General features: G+C 55.8%; 18 protein-coding genes. 6 read left to right on the forward strand and 12 right to left on the reverse strand.

Annotation, left to right across the window (positions count from 1 at the left end):
- Positions 1-5: 5 nt before the first annotated feature.
- From Q0N43_RS01370 to Q0N43_RS01380, 3 genes are read right to left on the reverse strand one after another with little or no spacing between them, the layout of a single operon-like run.
- A complete protein-coding gene (locus tag Q0N43_RS01370) occupies positions 6-2,054 on the reverse strand; it encodes a hydantoinase/oxoprolinase family protein (RefSeq protein ID WP_295441409.1) in 2,049 nt (682 codons plus the stop codon).
- 10 nt (positions 2,055-2,064) lie between these two features.
- Entirely contained in the window at positions 2,065-2,976 is a 912-nt protein-coding gene (locus tag Q0N43_RS01375; protein ID WP_295441411.1) for a hydroxymethylglutaryl-CoA lyase, read from the reverse strand.
- Between the two features lie 41 nt (positions 2,977-3,017).
- A complete protein-coding gene (locus Q0N43_RS01380; protein WP_295441413.1) occupies positions 3,018-3,692 on the reverse strand; it encodes a GntR family transcriptional regulator in 675 nt (224 codons plus the stop codon).
- Positions 3,693-3,840: 148 nt separating this feature from the next.
- Between Q0N43_RS01380 and Q0N43_RS01385 the strand changes: the two genes are divergently transcribed.
- Positions 3,841-6,294, forward strand: coding sequence for a TonB-dependent receptor (locus Q0N43_RS01385; protein WP_295441415.1), 2,454 nt, complete (start codon positions 3,841-3,843; stop codon positions 6,292-6,294).
- Between the two features lie 457 nt (positions 6,295-6,751).
- Here the strand turns inward: Q0N43_RS01385 and Q0N43_RS01390 are convergent, their stop codons facing one another.
- Positions 6,752-7,801 carry a fatty acid desaturase gene (locus Q0N43_RS01390; RefSeq protein WP_295441561.1) on the reverse strand — a complete coding sequence of 350 codons (1,050 nt, stop codon included), beginning with the start codon at positions 7,799-7,801 and terminating at the stop codon, positions 6,752-6,754.
- A 236-nt stretch (positions 7,802-8,037) separates the two neighbouring features.
- On the opposite strand from Q0N43_RS01390, the gene Q0N43_RS01395 reads away from it, so the two are divergent.
- The gene (locus Q0N43_RS01395; RefSeq protein WP_295441417.1) at positions 8,038-9,996 is read left to right on the forward strand and encodes a beta-galactosidase; all 1,959 of its coding nucleotides are present in this window, start codon (positions 8,038-8,040) and stop codon (positions 9,994-9,996) included.
- Here the strand turns inward: Q0N43_RS01395 and Q0N43_RS01400 are convergent.
- The 7 genes from Q0N43_RS01400 to Q0N43_RS01430 all read right to left on the reverse strand — a co-directional run bounded on the left by Q0N43_RS01400 (position 9,993) and on the right by Q0N43_RS01430 (position 17,830).
- Positions 9,993-11,555 carry a peptide chain release factor 3 gene (locus tag Q0N43_RS01400; protein ID WP_295441419.1) on the reverse strand — a complete coding sequence of 521 codons (1,563 nt, stop codon included), beginning with the start codon at positions 11,553-11,555 and terminating at the stop codon, positions 9,993-9,995. The genes Q0N43_RS01395 and Q0N43_RS01400 overlap by 4 nt on opposite strands.
- A gap of 76 nt (positions 11,556-11,631) precedes the next feature.
- Positions 11,632-14,031: a phenylalanine--tRNA ligase subunit beta gene (pheT, locus tag Q0N43_RS01405; protein WP_295441421.1), complete on the reverse strand. Its 2,400-nt coding sequence runs from the start codon at positions 14,029-14,031 to the stop codon at positions 11,632-11,634.
- On the reverse strand, positions 14,028-15,110 hold the full coding sequence (pheS, locus tag Q0N43_RS01410; protein WP_295441563.1) for a phenylalanine--tRNA ligase subunit alpha: 1,083 nt from the start codon (positions 15,108-15,110) through the stop codon (positions 14,028-14,030). The genes pheT and pheS overlap by 4 nt, the downstream gene beginning before the upstream one ends.
- 134 nt (positions 15,111-15,244) lie before the next feature.
- Entirely contained in the window at positions 15,245-15,610 is a 366-nt protein-coding gene (gene rplT / locus Q0N43_RS01415; protein ID WP_295441423.1) for a 50S ribosomal protein L20, read from the reverse strand.
- A gap of 98 nt (positions 15,611-15,708) precedes the next feature.
- Positions 15,709-15,909 carry a 50S ribosomal protein L35 gene (gene rpmI, locus Q0N43_RS01420; RefSeq protein ID WP_125231188.1) on the reverse strand — a complete coding sequence of 67 codons (201 nt, stop codon included), beginning with the start codon at positions 15,907-15,909 and terminating at the stop codon, positions 15,709-15,711.
- Between the two features lie 206 nt (positions 15,910-16,115).
- Entirely contained in the window at positions 16,116-16,895 is a 780-nt protein-coding gene (gene hisN / locus Q0N43_RS01425; RefSeq protein ID WP_295441429.1) for a histidinol-phosphatase, read from the reverse strand.
- Positions 16,895-17,830: a ribose-phosphate pyrophosphokinase gene (locus Q0N43_RS01430; protein ID WP_295441432.1), complete on the reverse strand. Its 936-nt coding sequence runs from the start codon at positions 17,828-17,830 to the stop codon at positions 16,895-16,897. The genes hisN and Q0N43_RS01430 overlap by 1 nt, the downstream gene beginning before the upstream one ends.
- Before the next feature lie 97 nt (positions 17,831-17,927).
- On the opposite strand from Q0N43_RS01430, the gene Q0N43_RS01435 reads away from it, so the two are divergent.
- The 4 genes from Q0N43_RS01435 to Q0N43_RS01450 are packed head-to-tail and all read left to right on the forward strand — an operon-like array spanning position 17,928 to position 21,648.
- Complete coding sequence (locus Q0N43_RS01435) at positions 17,928-19,586, forward strand: NAD+ synthase (RefSeq protein ID WP_295441434.1); 1,659 nt, start codon at positions 17,928-17,930, stop codon at positions 19,584-19,586.
- Between the two features lie 59 nt (positions 19,587-19,645).
- Positions 19,646-20,053 (forward strand): hypothetical protein, encoded by a 408-nt coding sequence (locus Q0N43_RS01440; RefSeq protein ID WP_295441437.1) that lies wholly within the window; start codon positions 19,646-19,648, stop codon positions 20,051-20,053.
- Positions 20,054-20,076: 23 nt separating this feature from the next.
- Positions 20,077-21,021 carry a bifunctional diaminohydroxyphosphoribosylaminopyrimidine deaminase/5-amino-6-(5-phosphoribosylamino)uracil reductase RibD gene (gene ribD, locus Q0N43_RS01445; RefSeq protein WP_295441440.1) on the forward strand — a complete coding sequence of 315 codons (945 nt, stop codon included), beginning with the start codon at positions 20,077-20,079 and terminating at the stop codon, positions 21,019-21,021.
- An 18-nt stretch (positions 21,022-21,039) separates the two neighbouring features.
- Entirely contained in the window at positions 21,040-21,648 is a 609-nt protein-coding gene (locus tag Q0N43_RS01450) for a riboflavin synthase (RefSeq protein WP_295441442.1), read from the forward strand.
- On the opposite strand, the gene Q0N43_RS01455 is transcribed toward Q0N43_RS01450, so the two are convergent.
- Positions 21,645-22,424: a DUF1134 domain-containing protein gene (locus tag Q0N43_RS01455; RefSeq protein ID WP_295441444.1), complete on the reverse strand. Its 780-nt coding sequence runs from the start codon at positions 22,422-22,424 to the stop codon at positions 21,645-21,647. The two genes, Q0N43_RS01450 and Q0N43_RS01455, sit on opposite strands and share 4 nt — an antisense overlap.
- Positions 22,425-22,590 lie beyond the last annotated feature (166 nt).

Here is a 22,590-nt window from a genome sequence, read left to right on the forward strand (position 1 = left end):
CCTCCTCAAGCCAGATTGATCAGGATATTGCCGACCTTGTCGACGATTGCGACGCAGCCAGTTTCGATAAGTGTCGTCGAATCCATTTCGACCACAATGGCCGGACCAGGAATGACATCCCCCTGTCGCAGCTTTGATCGGTCATAGATGACTGCAGCCTGTTCTTTGCCATCCATCCACAAAACATGGTCGCGCATTTTGGCCGCTGCGGGGCTTCCATCACCCTTTGGCAATTCCGCAGCTGGCAAGTCGAGCGGTTGCCCCAAGGCAACGGCGCGCAAGTTCACGATTTCGTGCGGCGTATCCATGTTGAAGGTGAACAACCGCAGATGCTCTTCGTCGAAACGCGCCAGAATTCCAGCAACGCCATCACGTTCCAAAACGTCGGGTGTGATCGTCAACGGCACTTCGAACGCTTGCCCCGCATAGCGGACGTCAATTTCGAACTCGCTGGTGATGTCGGCATCGTTGATGCCATCTGACTGCAGCTGCGCACGCGTCTGCTCTGCCATCTCTTTCAAAATAGCGATGAGTTCGGCCGCATCGGTTGTTGTCGCCAGCCGTGAAAAGCTGCGCGCTGTCTCTGTACGCATCCGCGTCGTGGCATCGCCCAATGCGCACAATACGCCTGGCGAAACGGGTGACACGGCAGGCCAGCTGCCCATCAGTCTTGCAACGGCGTTTACGTGCAATGGTCCAGCGCCGCCAAAGCCCATCAGAGCAAAATGCCGTGGGTCATACCCCTGCTGCACCGAAATCATGCGCAGCGCGCCGAACATATTTTCGTTCACAATATCAATGATACCGCGCGCAGCGGCCATTAGGTCAATGCCGAGCGCGTCAGCGATAGTTTGCACCGCTTTTTTCGCGCCCTCGCGGTCAAGCTGGAACGTTCCGCCCAAAAGATTTTCAGGAAGATACCCCAATACCACATTGGCGTCGGTTACGGTTGGCGCTTCCCCGCCCTTACCATAAGCGACTGGTCCGGGAACAGCGCCAGCTGACTGCGGGCCAACACGCAACGCCTTGGTCAATTCAGGTACATAGGCAATCGAACCGCCGCCTGCACCAACGGTTTTGACATCAAGCGAAGATGCACGCACCGCCAAATGGCCGACCTCCGTCGTGCGCACGCGCCGGGGTTCAAGGTTTTCGATCAGGGCGACATCGGTGGATGTGCCACCAACATCAAGCGTCAGGATATTCTTGATGCCTGCATTTTTACCCACCCAAAGCGCGCCTGTTACACCGCCCGCTGGGCCGGACATCAAGATGTCGACAGGATGCTCCTGCGCTTTTTGCGCCGACATCAATCCACCATCGGACCGCAACAATGACAGCTTGCCGGTGAAGCCAGCGTCAGCCAACTTGCTCCGCAGATTGGAGATGTATTTCCCGACTACTGGACGCACGGCGGCGTTCGCAACGGTTGTTAGCGTCCGCTCATATTCCTGCATTTCAGGCAGAACTTCATGGCTGAGTGACACCGGAACATTCGGCATCATTTCACGAGCGAGATCGCCCACATGCTTTTCATGCGCGCCATTGGTGTATGCGTTCATGAAGCTGACGGTGATCGCTTCGACACCCTGCTCCTTCAGATAAGTGAGAGCCGTTTTTGCCGAGGCTATATCCAGCGGACGAACTTCTTCGCCTTGGGCATTCATCCGTCCACCGACAGTGACAGTATCTTCCAAGGCAGCCAACGGTGTCGGCTTTGGCCAGATAATCCACGCGGCAAGACCACCAGGCACATAAGACCGTGCGATCTGCATGATGTCGCGATATCCCTCAGTGACGATCAGGCCAACGCGCGCGCCTTTGCCTTCAAGCACGGCATTCGTCGCCACCGTGGTTCCGTGGAGGAAATATTCAATGCCTGCCGCATCTACGCCAGCGTTTGCGCAAATCGCGTTGACGCCGTTTAATATGCCCTCGCTGCTGTCATGCGGCGTCGACGGCGTTTTGTGCCTCCAAAACGCGCCAGTCTCTGCATTGAACAGCAACAGGTCGGTAAAAGTCCCGCCGACATCCACGCCCAAACGATACCCCATTAAACTCTCCTCACGCTGCTTTTGGAAATGATGGCGATTGCGCCACCATGCCGGGTAGTTTTCTGCCCATAATTTCTGAAAGCCAGTTGCTCGCCTCAATCAGGCTATGCAAATTCATTCCGGTACGCACGCCAGCACGTTCAAGCATGTAGACGACGTCTTCACTAGGCACATTACCCGCTGCGCCCGGCGCAAATGGACATCCGCCAAGCCCACCAAGCGATGCATCGACGACGCTGGCGCCTGCGCCAACAGCGGCCCACACGTTCGCGAGGCCCGTGTTGCGGGTGTTATGGAAATGCACCCGAACAGGAAGAGGGTGAACCTCTTTACGAATTTGCGTCACGAGGCGCGCAACATGGGCTGGGTTTCCAACCCCAATAGTGTCCGCCAATGCAATTTCTACGGGACCAGCCTCTGCTATCGCTACAGCCATTTCGATAACGCGCCTGTCGGCCACTTCACCTTCGAATGGACAACCAAAGGATGCTGCAATTGTGCATTGTGCTGTATGCCCTTCGGCGTGCGCAAGGACGATAATGGCCTTCGCCGCTTCGACCGATTCGTTGCTGCTTTGCCCTTGATTGGCCATGGCGAAGGTATCGGTTGCGACCGCTACCGCACCCAGCTGATTGATATTTCCTGCGGCAATGGCGCGCTCTGCACCACGTAAATTCATAACCAGTCCAATAAACGTGACGTCGTCGCGATCGGGCAGACCCGCGCACACATCCTCTGCATCCGCCATTTGCGGGACGCGCTTTGGATTTACAAAACTCGTAACCTCAATACGGCGCGCACCAGCATCGATGGCCCTGTTTATCAGCGCCAACTTATTCTCAGTCGAAACCAATACAGCCTCATTTTGGAGGCCGTCGCGGGGGCCGACTTCGACAAACTCGATGTGGTCAGAAACATTCATCGCCTCGTAAATGGCATAATTGTATACAAAATAAAATAGGATTATGCCGCCCAACTGGACTTTCGAATTTCGGTGTCGGTCGAATGCGCTTCGGCATAAGCGTGAAAGGCGCGTCGGATATGACCGGTCATTACGGCAGCGGCCCATTCACCATCGCGCTTGTCAAATGCGATAAGCAATTCGTCATGCTCGCTGTGCGAACGGCGCAGATTTTCTAAGTCATATTGTCGCGCTGTGCGAAGGATGACAGGTTGTTCGGTAACCTGCCCAAGCATGTTGGCAAGGCGCTCCGATGCGGCCGCCGCAAGGATAATCGCATGGAATTGCCGGTTGTGATCCAAAAATTTTGGTACATCGGGATTTGGCAATCCGATAGCCTGTTTTAGTTGCGCGTTGTGGAAGCGCAGCAGGGCCAGTTGCTCACGGGTAATGCGGCTCGCTGCGCGTTTTGCAGCACGTGATTCTAGCATAGCGCGCAACTGGAAAGCGTCTTCAAGGTCGTCGAGCGACCAATCCGCAACGAAGCTACGCTGTGAATCATTGCGCCGAATGAACATTTCCGCCTCAAGTCGCCGAAGAGAATCACGTACGGGCGTGCGTGAGACTCCGCATAATTCAGCAAGCGCTTCCTCACGAATTTGCGAACCCGGCTGTAATTCGCCGGACAAAATCATGCTGCGTATGTGATTATATGCTCGTTCCGATGCCCGGGACATTACTGTAACGCTCCTCTTGACTAATGCTATTTGTATACAATAAGCTGTCACCAAATCAATAATTGGTAAATCAAGGGAGTAAGGTTACATGCGTATTGGGAAAAGTGCACTCCTATCATCGATAGCAGCCAGTGTTTTAGTTCCGACCATGGCGTTCGCGCAAAATGCCGAAGAGAGCGTTGAAGCTGAAGAAATCATTGTAACCGCGCGTCGCCAGAATGAGCGGCTTGTTGACGTTCCTGCTTCTGTATCCGTCATTGACGCCGACGCGCTTGCAAAAACCGGTGCAGACAATGCGCAAGGCTTTGCCCAACTTACACCCGGGGTAACCATCGTAACGGGAACCGCCGAAGCCGGTGATACCCAGATAAACATCCGCGGCATTAACGGTGCGCGTGACGCTGAAAGCTCAGTCGCGTTGGTCGTTGACGGCATTTTGAAGACGAACACGGCGCAGCTCAATCAAACACAAGGTACGCTGCGCCAGATCGAAATATTGAAGGGCCCACAAGGCGCAATCTATGGTCGCAACGCTGCGGCCGGCGCGATTGTCGTATCGACAGTGAAGCCTGGTGATGTTCTGGAAGGCGCTGTTAAACTCAGCTACGCCAACGAACAAACGATTGAGGGAACTGCCTACATCTCATCGCCCTTGGGTGATAATGCAGGCTTTGTATTGTCGGGCAACTACCGCAGCACGGACGGTTTTTACCGGAACCTGTATCTCGATCAAAAGGTGGTCGATGACCAAGAGGTTTACTCCATCGACGGCCGCTTTATGGCGCAACTGGGCGATGCGACTGAACTTGACGTAAAAGCTCGCTATTCCAAGTTCTCCGGTGCATCCATCAACTTCAACTCAGTGTTTCATATCGAAGCACTTGGTGGCGCGTTCTTCGAAGACGTCGACGCGCACGAACTGCGTTACTATAGCAACATCCGGCCGACGAACGACCAACGGTCAATCGATCTCTCTGCAAAAATAGATCATGACTTTGGTTCAACGCGTTTAACCGCATGGGCTTTGTATTCCGACGTTGACCAAAGCCTGACCGCAGACGGGACATCGGCAGATTTCGCGCGTTATATTTCACCAGCCCTCGGCGCGCCTGCGAACCCAACAAACATTGCCGTTGAGAACGAGTGCTTTGCAACGACTGCTGATTTGACTGGGTTCCCGCTGAACCCTCCTGGTTTTGTCGGACAAGTTCCGGTGCCGTTTATTTTTGCACCTGCGACAGGCTCAACCTTTGGTGCGTACAGCCCAACAACCTGCGACGGCACGCAGCTGCAAATTCGCAATCAAAAGGACATAAGCGGTGAAATCCGTCTCGCGTCTAATAATGATAGCGCGCTGAATTGGCAATTGGGTGTCTATGGACTGCACATCGACCGCACTGTGGGCGTCAGCCTCGGCGCGGACTTAGGTCAAGGTGTCAGCCGGTCGCTGTACAACGCACCGGGCAGCAGCAACCCGACTTCGCAGTTGTTCAACGACACGTTCAAGACCGATGTTTATGCTGCATTTGGTTCGCTCGACTATAAAATGTCCGATCAATTCAAAGCTGGCGTCGCATTGCGTTATGACGTCGAGGATCGGACAACGTCCAACCTCGTGCCAAATGTGTTCGACCCAATTACTGGTACGAAGATCAATCCCGGCCTTCCTGCAACAGGCGTAATTGCGGATAAATCCGCTAGCTTCAAGCAAGTGCAGCCAAAGGTAACACTTAGCTATACGCCCAATAGCTCGACAAACATCTATGCTAACTGGGGCATCGGATTTAAATCGGGCGGCTTCAACAACACCGGTTCGTCGGCTCTCGTGAACGAAAACTTCAACATTCCTGCGATCGGTGCAGGCGTGACGATCAATGACCAGTTCCGCAAAGAACGGTCTAGCTCGTTTGAAGCGGGTATCAAGGGATCGTTGCTCGACAACCGCGTCACGTTTGATCTTGCTGGGTATTACACCCGGATCACAGACATGCAGTTTTTCGAATTCTTCGTCGGCTCCTTTGGTCTGCTTCGTGTTGTTTCCAACATCGACCAGGTCGATGTTAAGGGCGTCGAGCTGAACACGACCGCAAAAATTTTGGATGGTTGGAAGGTTTTCGGTTCAGTCAACCTGACGGACAGCGAAATTAAGGAAAATGCTTCGCGGCCCTACACCGTTGGCAACAAATCGCCTTATACTGCAGACTACACAATCAACCTCGGTACCCAGATTGATGCGCCGCTTAACGACAGCATTGATCTGGTGTTGCGTGCCGATTATCGGATTACCGGCGCAACTTGGTTCCACACCGTTCAGGACCAAACACGGGCGACTATTTTCAGCCAGCTGCTGCCAATTTCCGCGCTCGCACTGCCCGGGGCTGTCGGAAACGCCAATTACAGCGTCGCCAAGCGTGATCCTTTTGGTGTCTTGAACCTGCGAGTTGGCCTTGAAGGTGATAACTGGAATGTCACGGCATTCGCTGACAATTTGCTCAACCGCAAATATATCAACGAAGCCATTCCGGCGATCGAATTTGGCGGTTCATTCATCTCGCCAGGCGCACGTCGCCTGATGGGTGTCGAAGTGGGCTACAAATTTTAGTTAGACCGTTCACGCGCTCTATCAGAAGTTAGTGGTTGAATTCCATTCTCGCACTTTGGGTAGGTGCGTAGGACAAAGGTCCCGGTAGGATGGCATCGCGAATAATTTTCGTGGTGCCATTTCGCTAAATCTAATGGCATTTGGGCGCAAAGCTGCCGATCCACACTTGTCTGGAAACCCAAACAAAGGATTACGAGTGGCGGGCGCGTTTTAAGGTGGCGGCTTCCACTAAAACATTGAACAAAAAGCCTTCTGAGTAAATCGCGCTGAAAATGTTCGGATCGCGTTCGGATTTTTCACAGTATTTATAAAAATATGTTTTAGAGCATAAATGTAATAGAGCCGAATTTGGCCAAGGTTGGGGTCGAGGGTTCGAATCCCTTCGCCCGCTCCAGTATTTCGATAGTTTTGATGACTGCCGTCGCGACCCTTTTGGCTCTGCGATGAACCTTGCGGTTTACGCGCCGCGCACGAACGTGCTGCGCGTGAGGCGTGTCACTAATCCGGCCAAACCATCGTAATTTGCGCGGTGATAGGCGGAGTCGGGGTCCAATTGTGCCGTCAGTCGGCGGTGGGCTTCGCCCAAGGCATGATAGGGCACGCTGGGGAGCAAATGATGCAGCGCGTGGTAACGCAGTCCTACGGGCGCCCAGATCGATGCCAGCATACCGGGCGGCGGCACGTTGACGCTGTCGAGGAACTGCGCAGTAACGCTTAACGGTTCGCCGTCATTTTCCCATAAATGAGCGACAAGCGTGCGGACTTGATTCAGCACGGCAACGCTGGAGACGATGGCCAAAAATATCAGAAAGGCTTTCATCGGAATATAGCCAGTTAACACGCCGCCCAGAAGGACAATCGACCAAATACTCGCGGCAGTTTCTTGTATGATCCAGTTGCGCTGTGCTTCGTCCTCGGCCGGACGGCGGCGAAAGGCGGGATTGATTGCAAGGCCCGAATATCGTTCCACCACAATCTGGCGAAGCGCCGGAATAAATAGCGAAATCGGCGCAAGCACGGCGTTGCGAAATAGCAAAGCAAAGGGTGCGAACAATGAGACGAAGATGAACAACGGTAAGGTCCAAGGCTTCATCAACGCCAGCGGCAGATATTCAGGATCCTGATCCGTACCATAGCGCGTGCGCGCATGGTGGAGATTGTGAATGCCTTCATACATGTATGACGGCACGAGTAGAGGCACACCGATCACTGCGTTAAAGCCAAAGCGGAAACCGGGTAGGGCCGAGTGCTTTACATGGCTGACTTCATGGATGAAGCTGCCGGCGCGATATAGCGCAAGCACCGATAGCAGAGCCGCCACGCATTGAAGCCAAAGATTGCCGGACAGGATTGCCACGGCAAGGCCAGCATAGCCCAAAAAGGCAGAAGCGAGAAAGTCGGACCAGAAAATGCGGGGATTGGGTGTGCCCAAGTCGCGCGTCAATTCCGCCACAGCGCGCAGCATCGCCTTATCATCGGGCACGCGCTTGAGCGCAGCCGCGCGCATTGCAACATCGGTATCCGGCTGGACATCGGTTGCAGGGGTATGCGCGGTCAGATTGCTGTTACGCATAGGCGAATCAATGGGGCCAGCTATTGTCATGCCGTGCGGCATAACCGCCAGTCATGGCAAGAAAATGGCAGAATGCAGAAATTGTGGCGCTAGTGTATATCTTTTGCGCATTCCCAAAGGCACAATTTCTACAGGCTTGTCAGGGGCCCGGCGTCCGCTAAACATGCTGTATGTTAGGTGTCTGCTATTATCCCGAACATTGGCCGGAAGAATTTTGGGCGCGTGACGCCCGTCGGATGCGTGCGCTTGGGCTGACCTATGTTCGGATTGGCGAATTTGCATGGGGGCGGATCGAAAAAAGCGAAGGCGTTTTTGATTGGGCGTGGATGGACCGCGCGATCGAAACCCTGGGCGCTGCGGGCCTAAAGGTTGTTTTGGGCACGCCAACCGCGACACCGCCCAAATATTTATGCGTGAAATATCCTGATATTCTGCCAGTTGATATTCACACGGGCCAGGTCCGCGGGTTCGGGTCGCGGCGGCATTATGATTTTTCGAGCGAAACTTATGTAATGCAGGCGCAGCGCATTACGGACGCAATGGCGCGGCGATATGGCGGCCACCCCCATGTTGCGGGTTGGCAGACGGACAATGAATTGTGCTGCCACGACACGATGATGAGCGCGTCGCCAGCTGCGTTGGAAAAATTCAGGGCATATTGTGCGCAGCGTTACGGTGATATTGAAACGTTGAATGCGGCATGGGGCAATGTGTTCTGGTCCATGGAATATGATGGTTTTGACCAGATTGAACTTCCGTTTTTCACGGTGTGTGAGACGAACCCGGCGCACCGTTTGGCCTATCGCCGTTTTGCATCGGAACAAGTTGTGCGGTTTCATGACGTCATGATAGCGGCCATTCGCCGTCATGCCGGGCCTGAGCAATGGGTCACGCACAACATCATTCCGCCAGCGACTACGGGCGTCGATAATGCGGCCTTAACGCAGGCGCTCGATTTTGTGAGCTATGACAATTATCCGCTCGGCTTTTCGGATCAATTGATGGCGAAGGCGTCGGCGGAGGAATGGAAGCCGTTTATGCGCACCGGACATCCTGACCTTGCCGCGCTGAATTTCGATTCGGTACGCGGCCTGTCCAAGGGTGCATGGTGGGTGATGGAGCAGCAGCCGGGCCCGGTTAATTGGGCACCGCATAATCCGCGCCCTGCACTCGGTATGGTGCGCCATTGGACGCTTCAGGCCTTTGCCCATGGCGCAGGCTGCGTTGCGTATTTCCGGTGGCGGCAAGTGCCATTTGCGCAGGAACAAATGCATGCCGGGCTATTGCGGCCTGACGATATGCCAGCCTCGGCATGGGCAGAGGTGGAGCAGGTGGCAGCAGAGATGCAGCTGCTGGGCGACGTGTCGGTGGTGGCGCCTAAGGCCCCTGTGGCGATTATCATAGATCCGGTGTCGGGCTGGGTGGATGATATTGAACGCCAAGGCGCGGGCTATCGGTATGATGCGGTCATATTCCAATATTATTGCGCCTTGCGCAGCCTTGGCGTCGATGTAGACTTTGTGTCGGCAGGCGACGCGCGGTTGGATGGTTACAAATTGATTGTCGTGCCAACGCTTGCGGTTGTTGATGATGCTGCGTTTGATGCGTTGAACGCGAGCGAGGGCTTGCTACTATTTGGTCCGCGCTGCGGCGCAAAGACGGCGGAGTTTTCGATTGTTGAGGGCCTGCCGCCGGGACGATTGCGCGCATTTGTGCCGATCAAGGTGACGTCGGTAGAAACGCTGCGTCCGGATTGTAGTGGCACGATCAGATACAAGAACGCGGTGTATGAAAGCGGACGCTGGCGCGAAACGATTGAGGTCGGCGCGGCGGATATCATCGCCACTTATGAAGATGGCGCACCCGCCGCTGTCCGGTCGGGGCGCAGCGTGTATCTCGCGACGTTGACGGACGACGCCTGTATCAAGAACATGCTGGTTGATCTGTGCGCTGAGGCTGGGGTCGCGATAACGCCGCTGCCGCCGACCTTGCGCTTGCGCCGCCGGGGTGATCTGACCTTCGCGTTCAATCTCGCTGAAACGCATGCGCCTGCCCCTGCACCAGACGGCGCAGTATTCGTCATCGGTAGCCCCGAAATCGAACCCTTTGGCGTTGCTGTCTGGCGTTAGCGCTCTTTGGTTGCGCTAAATTTCAGGTCCGGATGCTTTTCCTGCTGATACCCCACATCCCATGACGAGCGGGCCATAAACACAGGGTGGCCATCGCGATCCTTGGCCATATTGCCGCCGTTGAACGACACAAATTGAGCCAATGCGCTTTCCGAACCGATCAACCAGCGCGCAGTGTCGTAAGGCGCAGCTTCCAAGAAAGCATCGACCTTATACTCCGCCTCAAGCCGGGAGATCAGCACGTCCAATTGTAATTGCCCGACAACGCCAATGACCCAGTTGGAACCGATTTCAGGGTAGAATACCTGAATGACGCCCTCTTCGCTCAAATCATCAAGCGCCTTGCGCAACTGCTTGGTCTTGGTGGGGTCGCGCAACACGACACGGCGCAAGATTTCCGGCGCAAAATTCGGCAGGCCTGTAAAGCGCACCTCATTGCGTTCCGACAAGGTGTCGCCAACACGCAGCGTGCCATGGTTGGGAATACCGATGATGTCGCCGGGTTCGGCGCTGTCGGCAATTTCGCGGTCTTGGGCAAAAAACAGGATTGGCGAATGTATCGCAACCGGCTTTCCAAGCCCGGATGGCGTCAGCTTCATGCCGCGCTTAAACGTGCCTGAGCATAGTCGCATGAATGCGATACGGTCACGGTGTTGCGGGTCCATATTGGCCTGCACCTTAAAAATAAAGCCAGTGACTTCCTTTTCCGACGGATCGATATTGCCCTTTGAACTGGGCTGTGGCCGGGGTGGGGGGGCGTAGGCCGCAATGGCGTTAATCAGCTCGATCACGCCAAATTCTTTCAACGCAGACCCGAAATATACAGGCGTTAGGTCGCCGTTCTGGAACGCAGTCAGGTCAAAGTCTGAATATCCCGCTTGCGCAAGTTCCGCTTCTTCGCGCAGCCGGTTTACGCCCGCTGGCGTCAACACCTGTTCCAGCGTGGCCGCGTCAAGCCCGCTATGATCACTCATTTTGCCTTCAAATGCCTTACTGTCGCCCGACGGTTGGCTGAGGCGGCCGCTATGGAAATCATACAGGCCTTCAAACTCGCCGCCCATGCCAACGGGCCAATTCATTGGGCAGACATCAAGTGCAAGCGCGTCGGCGACCTCATCGATCGTTTCAAACGCGGCGCGGCCTTCGCGGTCGACCTTATTGACGAAGGTGATGATCGGCACGCTGCGCAGGCGGCAGACTTCAAACAGCTTGCGGGTTTGCGGCTCAATACCCTTGGCCGCATCAATGACCATGATGGCGGAATCGACCGCCGTCAGCGTCCGGTAGGTATCTTCCGAAAAATCCTCATGCCCCGGCGTATCGAGCAGGTTGAAAACAATGCCATCTTTCTGGAACGTCATCACCGATGATGTCACCGAAATGCCGCGTTGTTGTTCGATTTTCATCCAGTCCGAACGCGCGCGCCGCGCTTGCCCGCGTGCCTTGACTTCACCGGCCAAGTGAATCGCGCCACCTTGCAGCAGCAATTTCTCCGTCAGCGTGGTCTTGCCAGCATCAGGGTGAGAAATAATGGCAAAGGTCCGGCGGTTGAGCGTCATGCCGCGCGGCTTAGGGGTGAATGATTAACGCTTCAACCCGTTTGTCAGCAGATCAGCGGCAATCCCCCGGCCTTTTTCATCCGCGCAGCGCAGCGCCCAATTTTGTCGCCGCGGCTATGACCTTGTCCGAAATGGCTTTCAGCTCGTCATCGCTATAGCTTTTTTCGGTGGGTTGGAGCGTTACCTCAACCGCAAGGCTTAATTGTCCTTCAGGTACGCCTTGTCCGGCGAAGCGGTCGAACAGGCGGACCGCCACGATGTTGTCCTTGTCACATCCCTTTATGGCGCGAACCAGATCATTGGCAGGCATGTCTGCTGCGACCAGAAACGCAAAATCGCGTGTTACCGCTTGTAACGCTGGCGGTGTGAAGGCTGGCCGCATGAAGCCGCTCGCTTTCTTCAACGGTATGGCATCCAAAAAGATTTCCGCGGCAACGACATTGCCATCAAGGTCGAATGTTTTTGTAGTTGCCGGGTGTAAAGTGCCAAAGGCCGCCAAAATGGTCTTGGGCCCCATACGCAAGGTCGCCGACTGTCCTGGATGATAATGCGCGCCGGCATCGTCCATCACCAGCAGATTATCTGTGGCGACGCCTGCGGCCTTGAGCAAGGCAATCGCTTCTGCCTTTGCGTCAAAGGCATCAAAGCGTGCGGCCTTACCCGCAGCCCAGTTTCGCGCGGAACGTTCACCCGCCAGCAATATGCCCGCCGTAACCCGCTCGTCGCTCGCACCGTCAGCGGCGGTCAGATAGCGCCGTCCAATTTCGAATAATCGAACGGATGATGCGCCGCGGTCCATGTTGCGCTGCGCGGCGGAAAGTAGCCCGGGTAGCAAGGAAGGTCGCATGACCTTCATGTCCTCGGAAATCGGGTTCGCAAGGCTCCAATTGCCGCCGCCAAAGGCGTCGGCGGCCTTTTGCGGCAGAAAGGACCAGTTGATCGCTTCATTCAGCCCACGTGCCGCAGCCGCGCGGCGGACTTTGCGTTCTAATGATTGTGCGGGCGTCGCGGTGGGCTTGGCCACGCCATCGGCGCGGGGCAATGGGACCGACACGACATTGTCGAGGCCAACCATGCGCACTACTTCTTCCACAATATCGGCCGGTCCATCGACGTCACGACGCCATGACGGCACAATTATGCGCCAGTCTGATGTGACCGAAAAGCCAAGTCTTTCAAGAATGTTGCGCTGTTCCTCTGGCGCAACATCCACCCCGCCGAGGCGGTCGCAATAATCGGTATCATAAGAAAATATGCGTGGCGCAACGGGCGCTTGGCCAGCGCGCGTGATGGCACTGGCGGTGCCGCCGGCCAGGTCAAGAACAAGCTTTGTGGCAATTGCCAGCCCGTCGTCGAGAAAGGCGGGATCAACGCCGCGTTCAAAACGCTGGCGCGCATCGCTGGTCAGGCCAAGCTTCTGTCCCGTGCGGGCAATATGTTCAGGATCGAAAAAGGCGCATTCGATGAGAACATTCACAGTGTCTTCCGAAACACCGCTATGTTCGCCGCCCATGATGCCGCCAATATCATGCACCAACGCGTCGTCGGCGATGACTGTCATACTGGCATCCAACGTGTAAGTTTTGCCGTTGAGCGCAACTATCTGTTCGCCGTCCACGGCTTTGCGCGCTACCAGCGCACCGTTGAGCTTATCTTGGTCATAGACGTGTAGGGGGCGGCCAAGGTCAATCGACAGGAAATTGGTGATGTCGACCAAGGCAGAAATTGGCTTTTGGCCAATCGCTTTCAACTTGGCGCGCATCCATTCAGGCGAACCACCATTGCGCACGCCGGAGACTGATTGCGCATAAAAAGCCGGACAACCGGCTGCGTCGTCGGTGCGGACGTTCGGCGCAGTGTCGCGACCTTCCAAAGGCGCAGACAAGTCAATTTTATACACCTCGCCCAGCGGCTTTAGCGTGCCCAGCCCTGCCGCCGCCAGATCGCGCGCAATGCCACGCACGCCCATGCAATCCTGACGATTGGGGGTAATGCTGACATCGATGACTGGGTCGTCAAGGCCAGCCCAATCGGCATACACAACGCCGACGGGTGCATCGTCTGGAAGCTCGATTATACCATCATGTTCATCGCCAAGTTCAAGCTCAGCAATGGAACACATCATGCCATTCGATTCGACGCCGCGTATGGCCGCTACCTTCAGTACCATGCCATTGGCGGGTACGACTGCGCCAGCCGGGCCAAAGACGCCAAGCATGCCGGCACGTGCGTTAGGCGCGCCGCAGACGACCTGAAGCGGCTCCCCGCCTGCGTCAACCGACAGGACTTGCAATTTGTCAGCCTGGGGGTGCGGGGCGGCGCTTATGACCTTTGCAATGCGGAAGGCAGACAATGCGTCAGCCGGGTTTTCAATGCCTTCGACTTCCAAACCAATGCGGTTCAGGCAGTCAGCGACGGCTTGAATATCCGCGTCGGTGTCGAGATGCTCTTTTAACCATGAAAGGGAGAATTTCATGCGCCTACGCCTCCGCTTAGCGTCGGGACATCGAGCGCATTGAACCCATAATGTTGCAGCCAGCGATTATCGCCATCGAAAAAGGCGCGCAGATCATCCATACCATATTTCAGCATCGCGAGACGATCGACACCTGTGCCAAAGGCAAAGCCCTGCCACACATCGGGATCAAGGCCGCAGGCCTCAATAACCTTACGGTGCACCATGCCCGAACCAAGCACCTCCATCCAGCCTTCGGCCCCGCCAATAACGCGTTTGCCGTTAATGACGGAATAGCCGACATCAACCTCCACCGATGGTTCTGTGAACGGGAAATAGCTTGGGCGCAAACGCAGGACAACATCCTCGCGTTCAAAATAGGCCTTTAAAAATGTCTCCAGCGTCCATTTCAGATGGCCAAGGTGAATACCCTTGTCGATGACAAGGCCTTCAATCTGATGGAACATCGGCGTGTGCGTCGCATCGCTGTCGCTGCGGTACACACGGCCCGGCGCGATGATGCGGATGGGTGGTTCCTGTGACGTCATGGTGCGGATTTGCACGGGCGATGTGTGCGTGCGTAGCACCATTTTTTGGCCGTCGCGGGCCATATCGTCGGGGAAATAAAATGTGTCGTGCATGGCGCGGGCCGGATGCGTTTCGGGGATATTGAGCGCGGTGAAATTGTGCCAGTCATCCTCAATTTCCGGCCCCTCGGCCACGGCAAAGCCCATATCGGCGAAAATCTCAGCCAGCTCGTCCATGACTTGGCTCACGGGGTGGACTGTGCCACGCGGGACATCTGACGCAGGCAGCGTCATATCGACACGCTCGGTAGCAAGGCGGCGGTTTAGCTCTGCCGTTTCAAGATCTGCCTTCTTTGCGGTGAGCGCCGTTGTGATGCTTTCACGCAAGCCGTTGATGATTGGCCCTTGGGTTTGCCGTTCCTCGGGCGACATGCCGCCCATCGTCTTCAGCAAAGCCGAGACGCTTCCCTGTTTGCCAAGCGCAGAAACGCGGACAGCCTCCAACGCCTCCAGCGTGTCCGCTGAGCCAATAGCCGCCATCAGGTCGGTTTGAAGGGTTTCAATATCCATAATCTTCGTCATTCCCGCGAAGGCGGGAATCTAACTCCCGCGCGTTCCTAAAATTCACTGCCTGAACTGCATAAGCAAAAGGGCGCGAACGGCAAGTGCCGCCCGCGCCCTTTTGCGCATTCTTGGAAGGGAGGAGCTTAGGCTGCTTCAGCCAATGCCGCTTTCGACTGCGCAATGATGGTGCTAAACATCGCCGCCTCGTTCATTGCCAGGTCGGCAAGAACCTTGCGGTCGAGTTCAACATTCGCCAGCTTCAGGCCGTGCATGAACACGCCATAGGTCATACCTTCGGCGCGGACTGCGGCGTTGATACGCTGGATCCACAATGCGCGGAAGTTCCGCTTGTTTACTTTACGGTCACGATATGCATATTGGCCGGCCTTTTCGACGGCCTGGCGTGCAACGCGGATCGTATTTTTGCGACGGCCATAATAGCCCTTCGCCTGCTCTAAAATTCTTTTATGTTTGGCTTTGGTGGTCACACCACGTTTGACGCGTGCCATAATCTATATCCTTTAATTTTTACGTGGTCGCGTGGTTTAACCGAAAAACCGGTTGCCACTTTTCGCACCACGCTTCGTCTGAAAACGTACGCTTGGTCTTACAGACCGTAGGGCGCCCATTTCTTGATTGTCTTGGCATCGGGATCAGAGATCACGCTGGTGCCACGGTTTTGCCGGATATATTTGGCATTATGGCTGCTCAAACGGTGCCGTTTTCCAACGACGCCATGCTTGATCTTGCCGGTTGCGGTGATTTTGAAGCGCTTCTTCACACCGCTCTTGGTCTTGAGCTTGGGCATTTTGGTCTCCTTTGTTGAGTCCGTATCAAGCCGACATGGCAGCCCTATTGGCCAGCCTGCTTATTCGGAAGGCGCGCGACTAGCGGGATTCGCTGGCGAATGCAAGTCTATTGCCTGCTCAAAGGCCCCGGATGCTGGAATGCTTGACGTTATCGTCGGTCAGTTATCCGCAGAGGGTCGAACGGACCCCATGGAATACGCTTTCGTTAATGATGGCATGCAAGTGCCTCAAGCACATCGTCAAGGCGCGCCGGGTCGCCCACCGCAATGACATGTCCATCCGAGGCCCCGTGAAGCGGATCTCCCGACCAGTCGCTCATCATGCCCCCCGCGCCCGTTATCACCGGGACCAACGCCGCAAAGTCATGAAGTTTCAAGCCTGCTTCCACAACAATGTCGATATGGCCGCTGGCGAGCAATGCATAATTATAACAATCACCGCCAAACAGCATTTTTTTATGCGCCGTTCGGGCGGCAAGCGCCATAAAATGGTCGCCATCATGCTGACTGAAATATTGCGGTCCAGACGTGGCCAGGGTCGCTTCGGCAAGCGCCCTGCACGATCGGGTTTGCACCGGCGCACCGTTCAGCGTTGTCGGATAGCCCGCCGCGCCAACCCAGCGTTCGCCGCTTATGCATTGGTCAATGACGCCAAGCACTGGCCAATTATCCTCCATCAACGCAATCAGCGTTCCGAATATGGGCCGCCCGGCCATGAAGCTTATTGTGCCGTCGATTGGATCGATAATCCATCTGCGGCCAGAGGTGCCGCTTTTTTCGCCAAATTCTTCGCCAATGATACCGTCGCGCGGGCATTCAGCATCCAATATCCGGCGGATGGCGTTTTCGCCCGCGCGGTCGGCCTCGGTCACGGGCGAGGCATCTGCCTTTGTTTCCTGTGCGAAGGTTGACCGGAAAAATGGCCGGATTGCCTGCCCAGCGGCATCCGCCAAGCGATTGGCAAGGAGAATATCGGCGGGTGTCATCAATCGAACAAGGAGCTAACTGAGCTTTCGTCCGTAATCCGCTTGATCGCCTCACCCAACAAGGGCGCAATCGGAAGTTGGCGGATTTTGGCGCTCGCTTTGGCTGCATCCGACGCCATAATCGAATCGGTGATGACCAACTTTCGCAACGACGATGCGTTGACGCGGTTGACGGCCTCACCAGACAATACGCCATGCGTGATATAGGCAACAACGTCGGACGCGCCGGCCGCTTTTAAGGCGTCGGCGGCATTGCACAATGTACCGGCGCTGTCGGCAATGTCGTCGATCAGGATGCAGAAGCGGTCTTTTACGTCGCCAATGATGTTCATAACTTCGGACACACCTGCTTTTTCGCGTCGCTTATCGACGATTGCAAGCGGCGCGTCGTCGAGGCGCTTGGCGAGCGCGCGGGCGCGGACAACGCCGCCAACATCGGGGGATACGACGGTGATATTCTTGTCGCCATGCCGCTCCAATATGTCCGCGCTCATGACGGGCGCGCCATAGAGATTGTCGGTGGGAATATCAAAAAAGCCCTGAATCTGCCCAGCGTGCAAATCAACGGTCAACACCCGGTCGGCGCCAGCTTCGGTAATCAAATTGGCAACAAGCTTGGCAGAAATAGGCGTGCGCGGGCCGGGTTTCCGGTCCTGACGCGCATAGCCGAAATAGGGCAAAACGGCCGTAATGCGCCTAGCTGACGCCCGGCGTAACGCGTCAATCATGATCAGCAGTTCCATCAAATTGTCATTTGCCGGATGGCTGGTGGATTGAATCACAAACATATCTTCGCCGCGGACATTTTCGTGAATTTCTACGAAAATTTCATTGTCGGCGAAACGCCGGACGCTGGCGTTGGTCAGCGGCAATTTCATATAATCGGCAATACCCTGCGCCAGCGGCAGGTTGCTGTTGCCTGTCATTAATTTCATACACGTGTCCCCGAAAACTCTTGCGACGCTCTAGCGATCCGCGGCTGGCCTGACAATCGGCTTGCTCCGCTAGTTTGTGGACAATAAGGGTGGTGACATGACAAATCAGCTTAATATTGCGATGGCGCAGGTAAATCAGCGCGTTGGCGACCTTGCAGGGAACGCGACCACAATGCTGGAGTGGCGCGTCAAGGCGGGGCAAGCTGATCTGATCGTGTTTCCTGAACAGCAATTGATTGGTTACCCGGCTGAAGATCTGGTGCTGAAGCCCGTATTTGCGGCGCGTGCCGCCGAAGAATTGGCCAAGCTCGCAGCCGCAACCGGTGACGGCGGACCAGCGATGCTCGTTGGCTCGATTTTTGTGGATGGTGGCGCGCTTTATAACGGTATTGCCTTGCTGGATGGCGGGCGGATTGCCGCCGTGCGATACAAGCATGAATTGCCCAATTACGGGACTTTTGACGAAAAGCGTATTTTTGCGGCGGGTCCGTTGCCAGAGCCTGTTGAATTTCGCGGTGTGCGCCTTGGTGTGCCCATTTGCGAAGATGGCTGGTTGGCGCCCGTCAGCCTGCACTTACAGCAACGCGGCGCGGAACTGCTGATTTCTACCAATGGCAGCCCTTATGAAATCGACAAGGATGACCGGCGGCTGGAGGAAGTGTTTGCCGCGCGGGTTCGCGAAACCGGATTGCCATTAATGTTCCTGAACCGGGTAGGCGGACAAGATGAGCTGGTCTTTGACGGCAGCTCCTTCGTGCTGAACGCCAATGGCGCAATTGCGCACCGCCTGCCTGACTGGGAAGAACATCTGCGTATGACCCATTGGCACCGCAGCGCGAGAGGCTGGGAATGTGCAGATGGCCCCAAGGCGCTTTGGGAGGAGCATCCCGCCGATATCTATAGCGCAATGGTCGTTGGCTTGCGCGATTATGTCGACACCAATCGCTTTCTGGGCGTGGTGCTCGGCATGTCGGGCGGTATCGACAGCGCATTATGTGCCGCGATCGCAGCGGACGCGCTTGGACCGGATCGCGTCTGGTGCGTCATGTTGCCCAGTCGCTATACCAGCCAATCGAGCCTAGATGACGCTGCGGCGTGCGCCGCGATGATCGGGTGTAAAATTGACACTATCCCCATTTCGCCAGCGGTCGAGGCGTTTGATGACATGCTGTCGGACAGTTTCGTCAGCCGCGATGCCGACATTACTGAGGAAAATATTCAGTCGCGTATCCGTGGGCTTACGCTCATGGCGTTGTCCAACAAATTTGGCCACATGCTGCTAACGACAGGCAACAAGAGCGAGATGAGCGTTGGTTATGCGACGATCTATGGCGACATGGCGGGTGGATATAATCCGTTGAAGGACGCGTATAAGATGACCGTCTTTGCCATTTCAAAATGGCGGAACGGCCATAAGCCAAGATTTGCCCTTGGCCGTGATGGGCCAGTGATCCCGGAAAACATTATCACCAAGCCACCAAGCGCAGAATTGCGGCCGGACCAGAAAGATAGCGATTCGCTGCCGGATTATCCCATTCTCGACAAGATGCTGCATGCATTGGTGGAGGAGGAGCGGTCCGTGGATGAGGTTGTCGCGCTTGGCTTTGCCAGGGAAGCGGTAACGCGGATCGAACGTTTGCTATATCTCGCCGAGTATAAACGGCGGCAGGCACCGCCGGGCGTAAAGCTTGGGGCCCGCAATTTTGGCCGCGACCGGCGTTACCCGATCACCAATGCCTTCCGCAGCGGCGGATAATCTGCGCGTCGTGTAAGTGGACACTGGAAATCGCGCAGCGTGCGCCTTATTGGAGTGGCATGGCGTTTTTCAAAGATGTATCGTTCGGCAACGCAGGCCGTGACCTAGTGGGGTTTCTGCGCACGTCAGGCCATCACAGCCCTTGGCTGTTTTTGGCGGCCTGCGTGCCGACGGCGATCATAATGTACACATTTTATCTCGATTCCATCGAGAAGGCTACTCCACCGCCGCGTGAAATAATCTATATTGAAAGCTGGCCCGCCACACGCTCGCTTGAAGAAACTAAGGCCGCAATTACCGAGCGCCAAAAGTACAAAGACGAAATGCGCGCCCGTGAGAAGGAAGCGTATAAGGCATTTGGGCGGGCCGTCGGGATGGACGTCGACAAGATAGATCGCGAAGCACAAAGCGAGGAAGAGGCAAAGAAAGCCGATGCGGCTCCGCCTTCTGTAGGAGCGGGGCAATAGCTATCGAAGGCGACCTTCGGTTCATGGCGGCCGCTTTGTCGCTTGCTGAACGCGGTGTTGGGCGAACCGGTCAAAATCCTTCTATCGGCTGTATCATCGTGAAAGACGGACAAGTCATTGGACGCGGGTGGACGCAGCCCGGTGGCCGTCCACATGCAGAGGCCATGGCACTGGCGCAAGCTGGAGAAGCGGCGCGCGGCGGTACAATCTACGTCACGCTTGAACCCTGCGCACATATGTCACGCCGCGGTCCGGCTTGTGCCCAATTAGTCGCCGAAGCAATGCCCGCGAGAGTTGTCATTGCATTGCAGGACCCCGATCCACGCACTGCCGGCCAAGGCATGGCTGCACTCAAAGCCGCTGGTATCACGGTTGTGACAGATGTCATGGCATCCCAAGCGCGGCAAAGTCTGGCTGGCTTTATAAGCCGGATAGATCGCGGCCGCCCGTTTGTAACCTTGAAGATCGCAAGCTCGCTAGACGGCCCAATTGCGATGGCGGATGGCAGCAGCCGGTGGATCACTGGCGACGTTGCGCGCGCGCACAGCCATGTTGAACGGGCACGCACCGACGCAATATTGGTGGGGGCAGGGACCGTGGTTGCCGATGCACCGCAATTGAACGTCCGGCTGGCGGGGCTGGGTGCATATCAACCCCGCAGGATCATGCTTGGCAGCGCCGATGCGCCGCAGGGTTGGGAGGTTATGCGCACGCCGCACGATATTGCAAAATTGGACTGCAACACTTTGTTGGTTGAAGGCGGCGCTGCGACAGCGACAGCTTTCTTGCGTGAGGGCCTCGTCGACAGGCTCATGTTGTACCGCGCGCCCATATTGCTTGGCGCTGGCAAGGCATGTTTGAACGACATCGGGCTTACCCAACTTCGCGATGCCCATGGAATCTGGCAGCTTTCGGATGCGCGCAGTCTTGGCAAGGACCGTCTCGAAGTCTACGAAAAAGCGAATTAGGAAAAGGGTGCAGCATATATGTTTACAGGTATCATCACGGACGTCGGCAGCATTCGGACATCCGAACAGCGCGGTGACCTGCGCCTCGTCATATCCTGCGCTTATGATATGGATACGGTTGCCATTGGCGCCTCGATTGCCTGTTCGGGTGTATGCCTGACGGTCGTTGATAAAGGCGATGGATGGTTTGCGATTGACGCATCGGCAGAGACCGTTTCGTGCACAGCGGCCGGCATGTGGGAACAAGGCACCCGACTGAACCTTGAACGTGCCTTAAAAGTCGGCGATGAACTGGGCGGGCATATTGTGACCGGCCATGTCGATGGCGTAGGACAAATCGTCGCCAGCGAGACCATTGGGGACAGTTGGAAAGTCACGGTTGCGGCTCCGTCCGCCCTTGCGGCTTATATCGCGGCAAAGGGTTCGATTACCGTTGACGGCGTATCACTCACCGTCAACGACATTGCAGATCAAGCCGATGGTTCAGCGCATTTCATGCTGAATATCATTCCGCACACGGGGCAGATGACGACCTTAGACACGCTCGCTGTCGGGCGGCAGGTCAATTTGGAAATTGACGTGCTTGCCCGCTATCTCAAACGGATGGAAGATATCCGCGCGCGTTAAAAGGGTAACCACCGCTGCTTTTTGGAAAAGCGCATATAGCCCACATTTGCGCCCAGTCGAAGTCCTGCACCGACACGGATCGGGATCAATACTACATCGCCGCGACGCAGGTAGCTGGCGTTAAAACCGCCACCCAGATAGGCAGCGCCTTCTGCTGCGGGGAAGCGTCCGTAGATGTCTTCGGTATCGTACAAATTATAAACCAAAATAAAGGTGTTTCCTCCATTGGCCCCCGCGTCAGGACCAATGGAGGGGCCCGTCCAATAGACCGGTTTTTCGCCCTCCACCCGGTGATTTAATGTGCCGGACCCATAACGAATGCCGACTAAAAAAGCTCCGCCGCCTTCACGTCCCACAATATATCCATTGGGGCGGCCCTGTTTTTTGAGGATGTCCTCAATCAGCAAAGCAAGACCTTGCGCGCCCTTTCCAAACACGCCTTCAGCAGCGCCAATGAGGTCGTCGCCTTGATATGTATCGCCCGTCGGCACGGCCACGCGCGCCGCTTCAGGCCCGACTTGGGTGTCCGAGCCATCTGCGGGCATTGCGTCGGTTGGCGCACCATCTTGCATAAACGTTTCGTCTTGGGCCATTGGCGCAGATTGTGTGCTGATATCTGGGCCAGCGGGCGGGTTGCCAAGGTCTGCGTCAATCGCGTAATTCGGATCAACATTACTAATCTGTGCATTTGCGGGCGAGACGACAAGCGTGCCTGCCGCCAGCAGTACCAAAAGGTAATGTATCGGTTTCTGTAATCCCATTTTCGCCAACAACATGCGGTCCCGCCTTAAAAGTTACGCGTCTCAAGCTATGTACTATTTGGATGACCGCATGATGAACAGGCCACCATGCGGGACCAAAATGAGCCACATTTCACCTGCGACCTTAATTTCTTCTTATCCGGCGTCTGTGTCAATAACCATTGCAGCCAGATGCTTGGGC

Origin of the sequence: Sphingorhabdus sp. EL138, assembly GCF_945882965.1 — a bacterium.
In the GTDB taxonomy this organism is placed as follows: domain Bacteria; phylum Pseudomonadota; class Alphaproteobacteria; order Sphingomonadales; family Sphingomonadaceae; genus Sphingorhabdus_B.

Excerpts from the sequence above, each read along its gene's own strand:
- Q0N43_RS01370 (WP_295441409.1), bottom strand. The coding sequence starts at position 2,054 with ATGGGGTATCGTTTGGGCGTGGATGTCGGCGGGACTTTTACCGACCTG.
- Q0N43_RS01375 (WP_295441411.1), bottom strand. The coding sequence starts at position 2,976 with ATGAATGTTTCTGACCACATCGAGTTTGTCGAAGTCGGCCCCCGCGAC.
- Q0N43_RS01380 (WP_295441413.1), bottom strand. The coding sequence starts at position 3,692 with ATGTCCCGGGCATCGGAACGAGCATATAATCACATACGCAGCATGATT.
- Q0N43_RS01385 (WP_295441415.1), top strand. The coding sequence starts at position 3,841 with ATGGCGTTCGCGCAAAATGCCGAAGAGAGCGTTGAAGCTGAAGAAATC.
- Q0N43_RS01390 (WP_295441561.1), bottom strand. The coding sequence starts at position 7,801 with ATGCGCGCGGCTGCGCTCAAGCGCGTGCCCGATGATAAGGCGATGCTG.
- Q0N43_RS01395 (WP_295441417.1), top strand. The coding sequence starts at position 8,038 with ATGTTAGGTGTCTGCTATTATCCCGAACATTGGCCGGAAGAATTTTGG.
- Q0N43_RS01400 (WP_295441419.1), bottom strand. The coding sequence starts at position 11,555 with ATGACGCTCAACCGCCGGACCTTTGCCATTATTTCTCACCCTGATGCT.
- pheT (WP_295441421.1), bottom strand. The coding sequence starts at position 14,031 with ATGAAATTCTCCCTTTCATGGTTAAAAGAGCATCTCGACACCGACGCG.
- rplT (WP_295441423.1), bottom strand. The coding sequence starts at position 15,610 with ATGGCACGCGTCAAACGTGGTGTGACCACCAAAGCCAAACATAAAAGA.
- rpmI (WP_125231188.1), bottom strand. The coding sequence starts at position 15,909 with ATGCCCAAGCTCAAGACCAAGAGCGGTGTGAAGAAGCGCTTCAAAATC.
- hisN (WP_295441429.1), bottom strand. The coding sequence starts at position 16,895 with ATGACACCCGCCGATATTCTCCTTGCCAATCGCTTGGCGGATGCCGCT.
- Q0N43_RS01430 (WP_295441432.1), bottom strand. The coding sequence starts at position 17,830 with ATGAAATTAATGACAGGCAACAGCAACCTGCCGCTGGCGCAGGGTATT.
- Q0N43_RS01435 (WP_295441434.1), top strand. The coding sequence starts at position 17,928 with ATGACAAATCAGCTTAATATTGCGATGGCGCAGGTAAATCAGCGCGTT.
- Q0N43_RS01440 (WP_295441437.1), top strand. The coding sequence starts at position 19,646 with ATGGCGTTTTTCAAAGATGTATCGTTCGGCAACGCAGGCCGTGACCTA.
- ribD (WP_295441440.1), top strand. The coding sequence starts at position 20,077 with ATGGCGGCCGCTTTGTCGCTTGCTGAACGCGGTGTTGGGCGAACCGGT.
- Q0N43_RS01450 (WP_295441442.1), top strand. The coding sequence starts at position 21,040 with ATGTTTACAGGTATCATCACGGACGTCGGCAGCATTCGGACATCCGAA.
- Q0N43_RS01455 (WP_295441444.1), bottom strand. The coding sequence starts at position 22,424 with ATGTTGTTGGCGAAAATGGGATTACAGAAACCGATACATTACCTTTTG.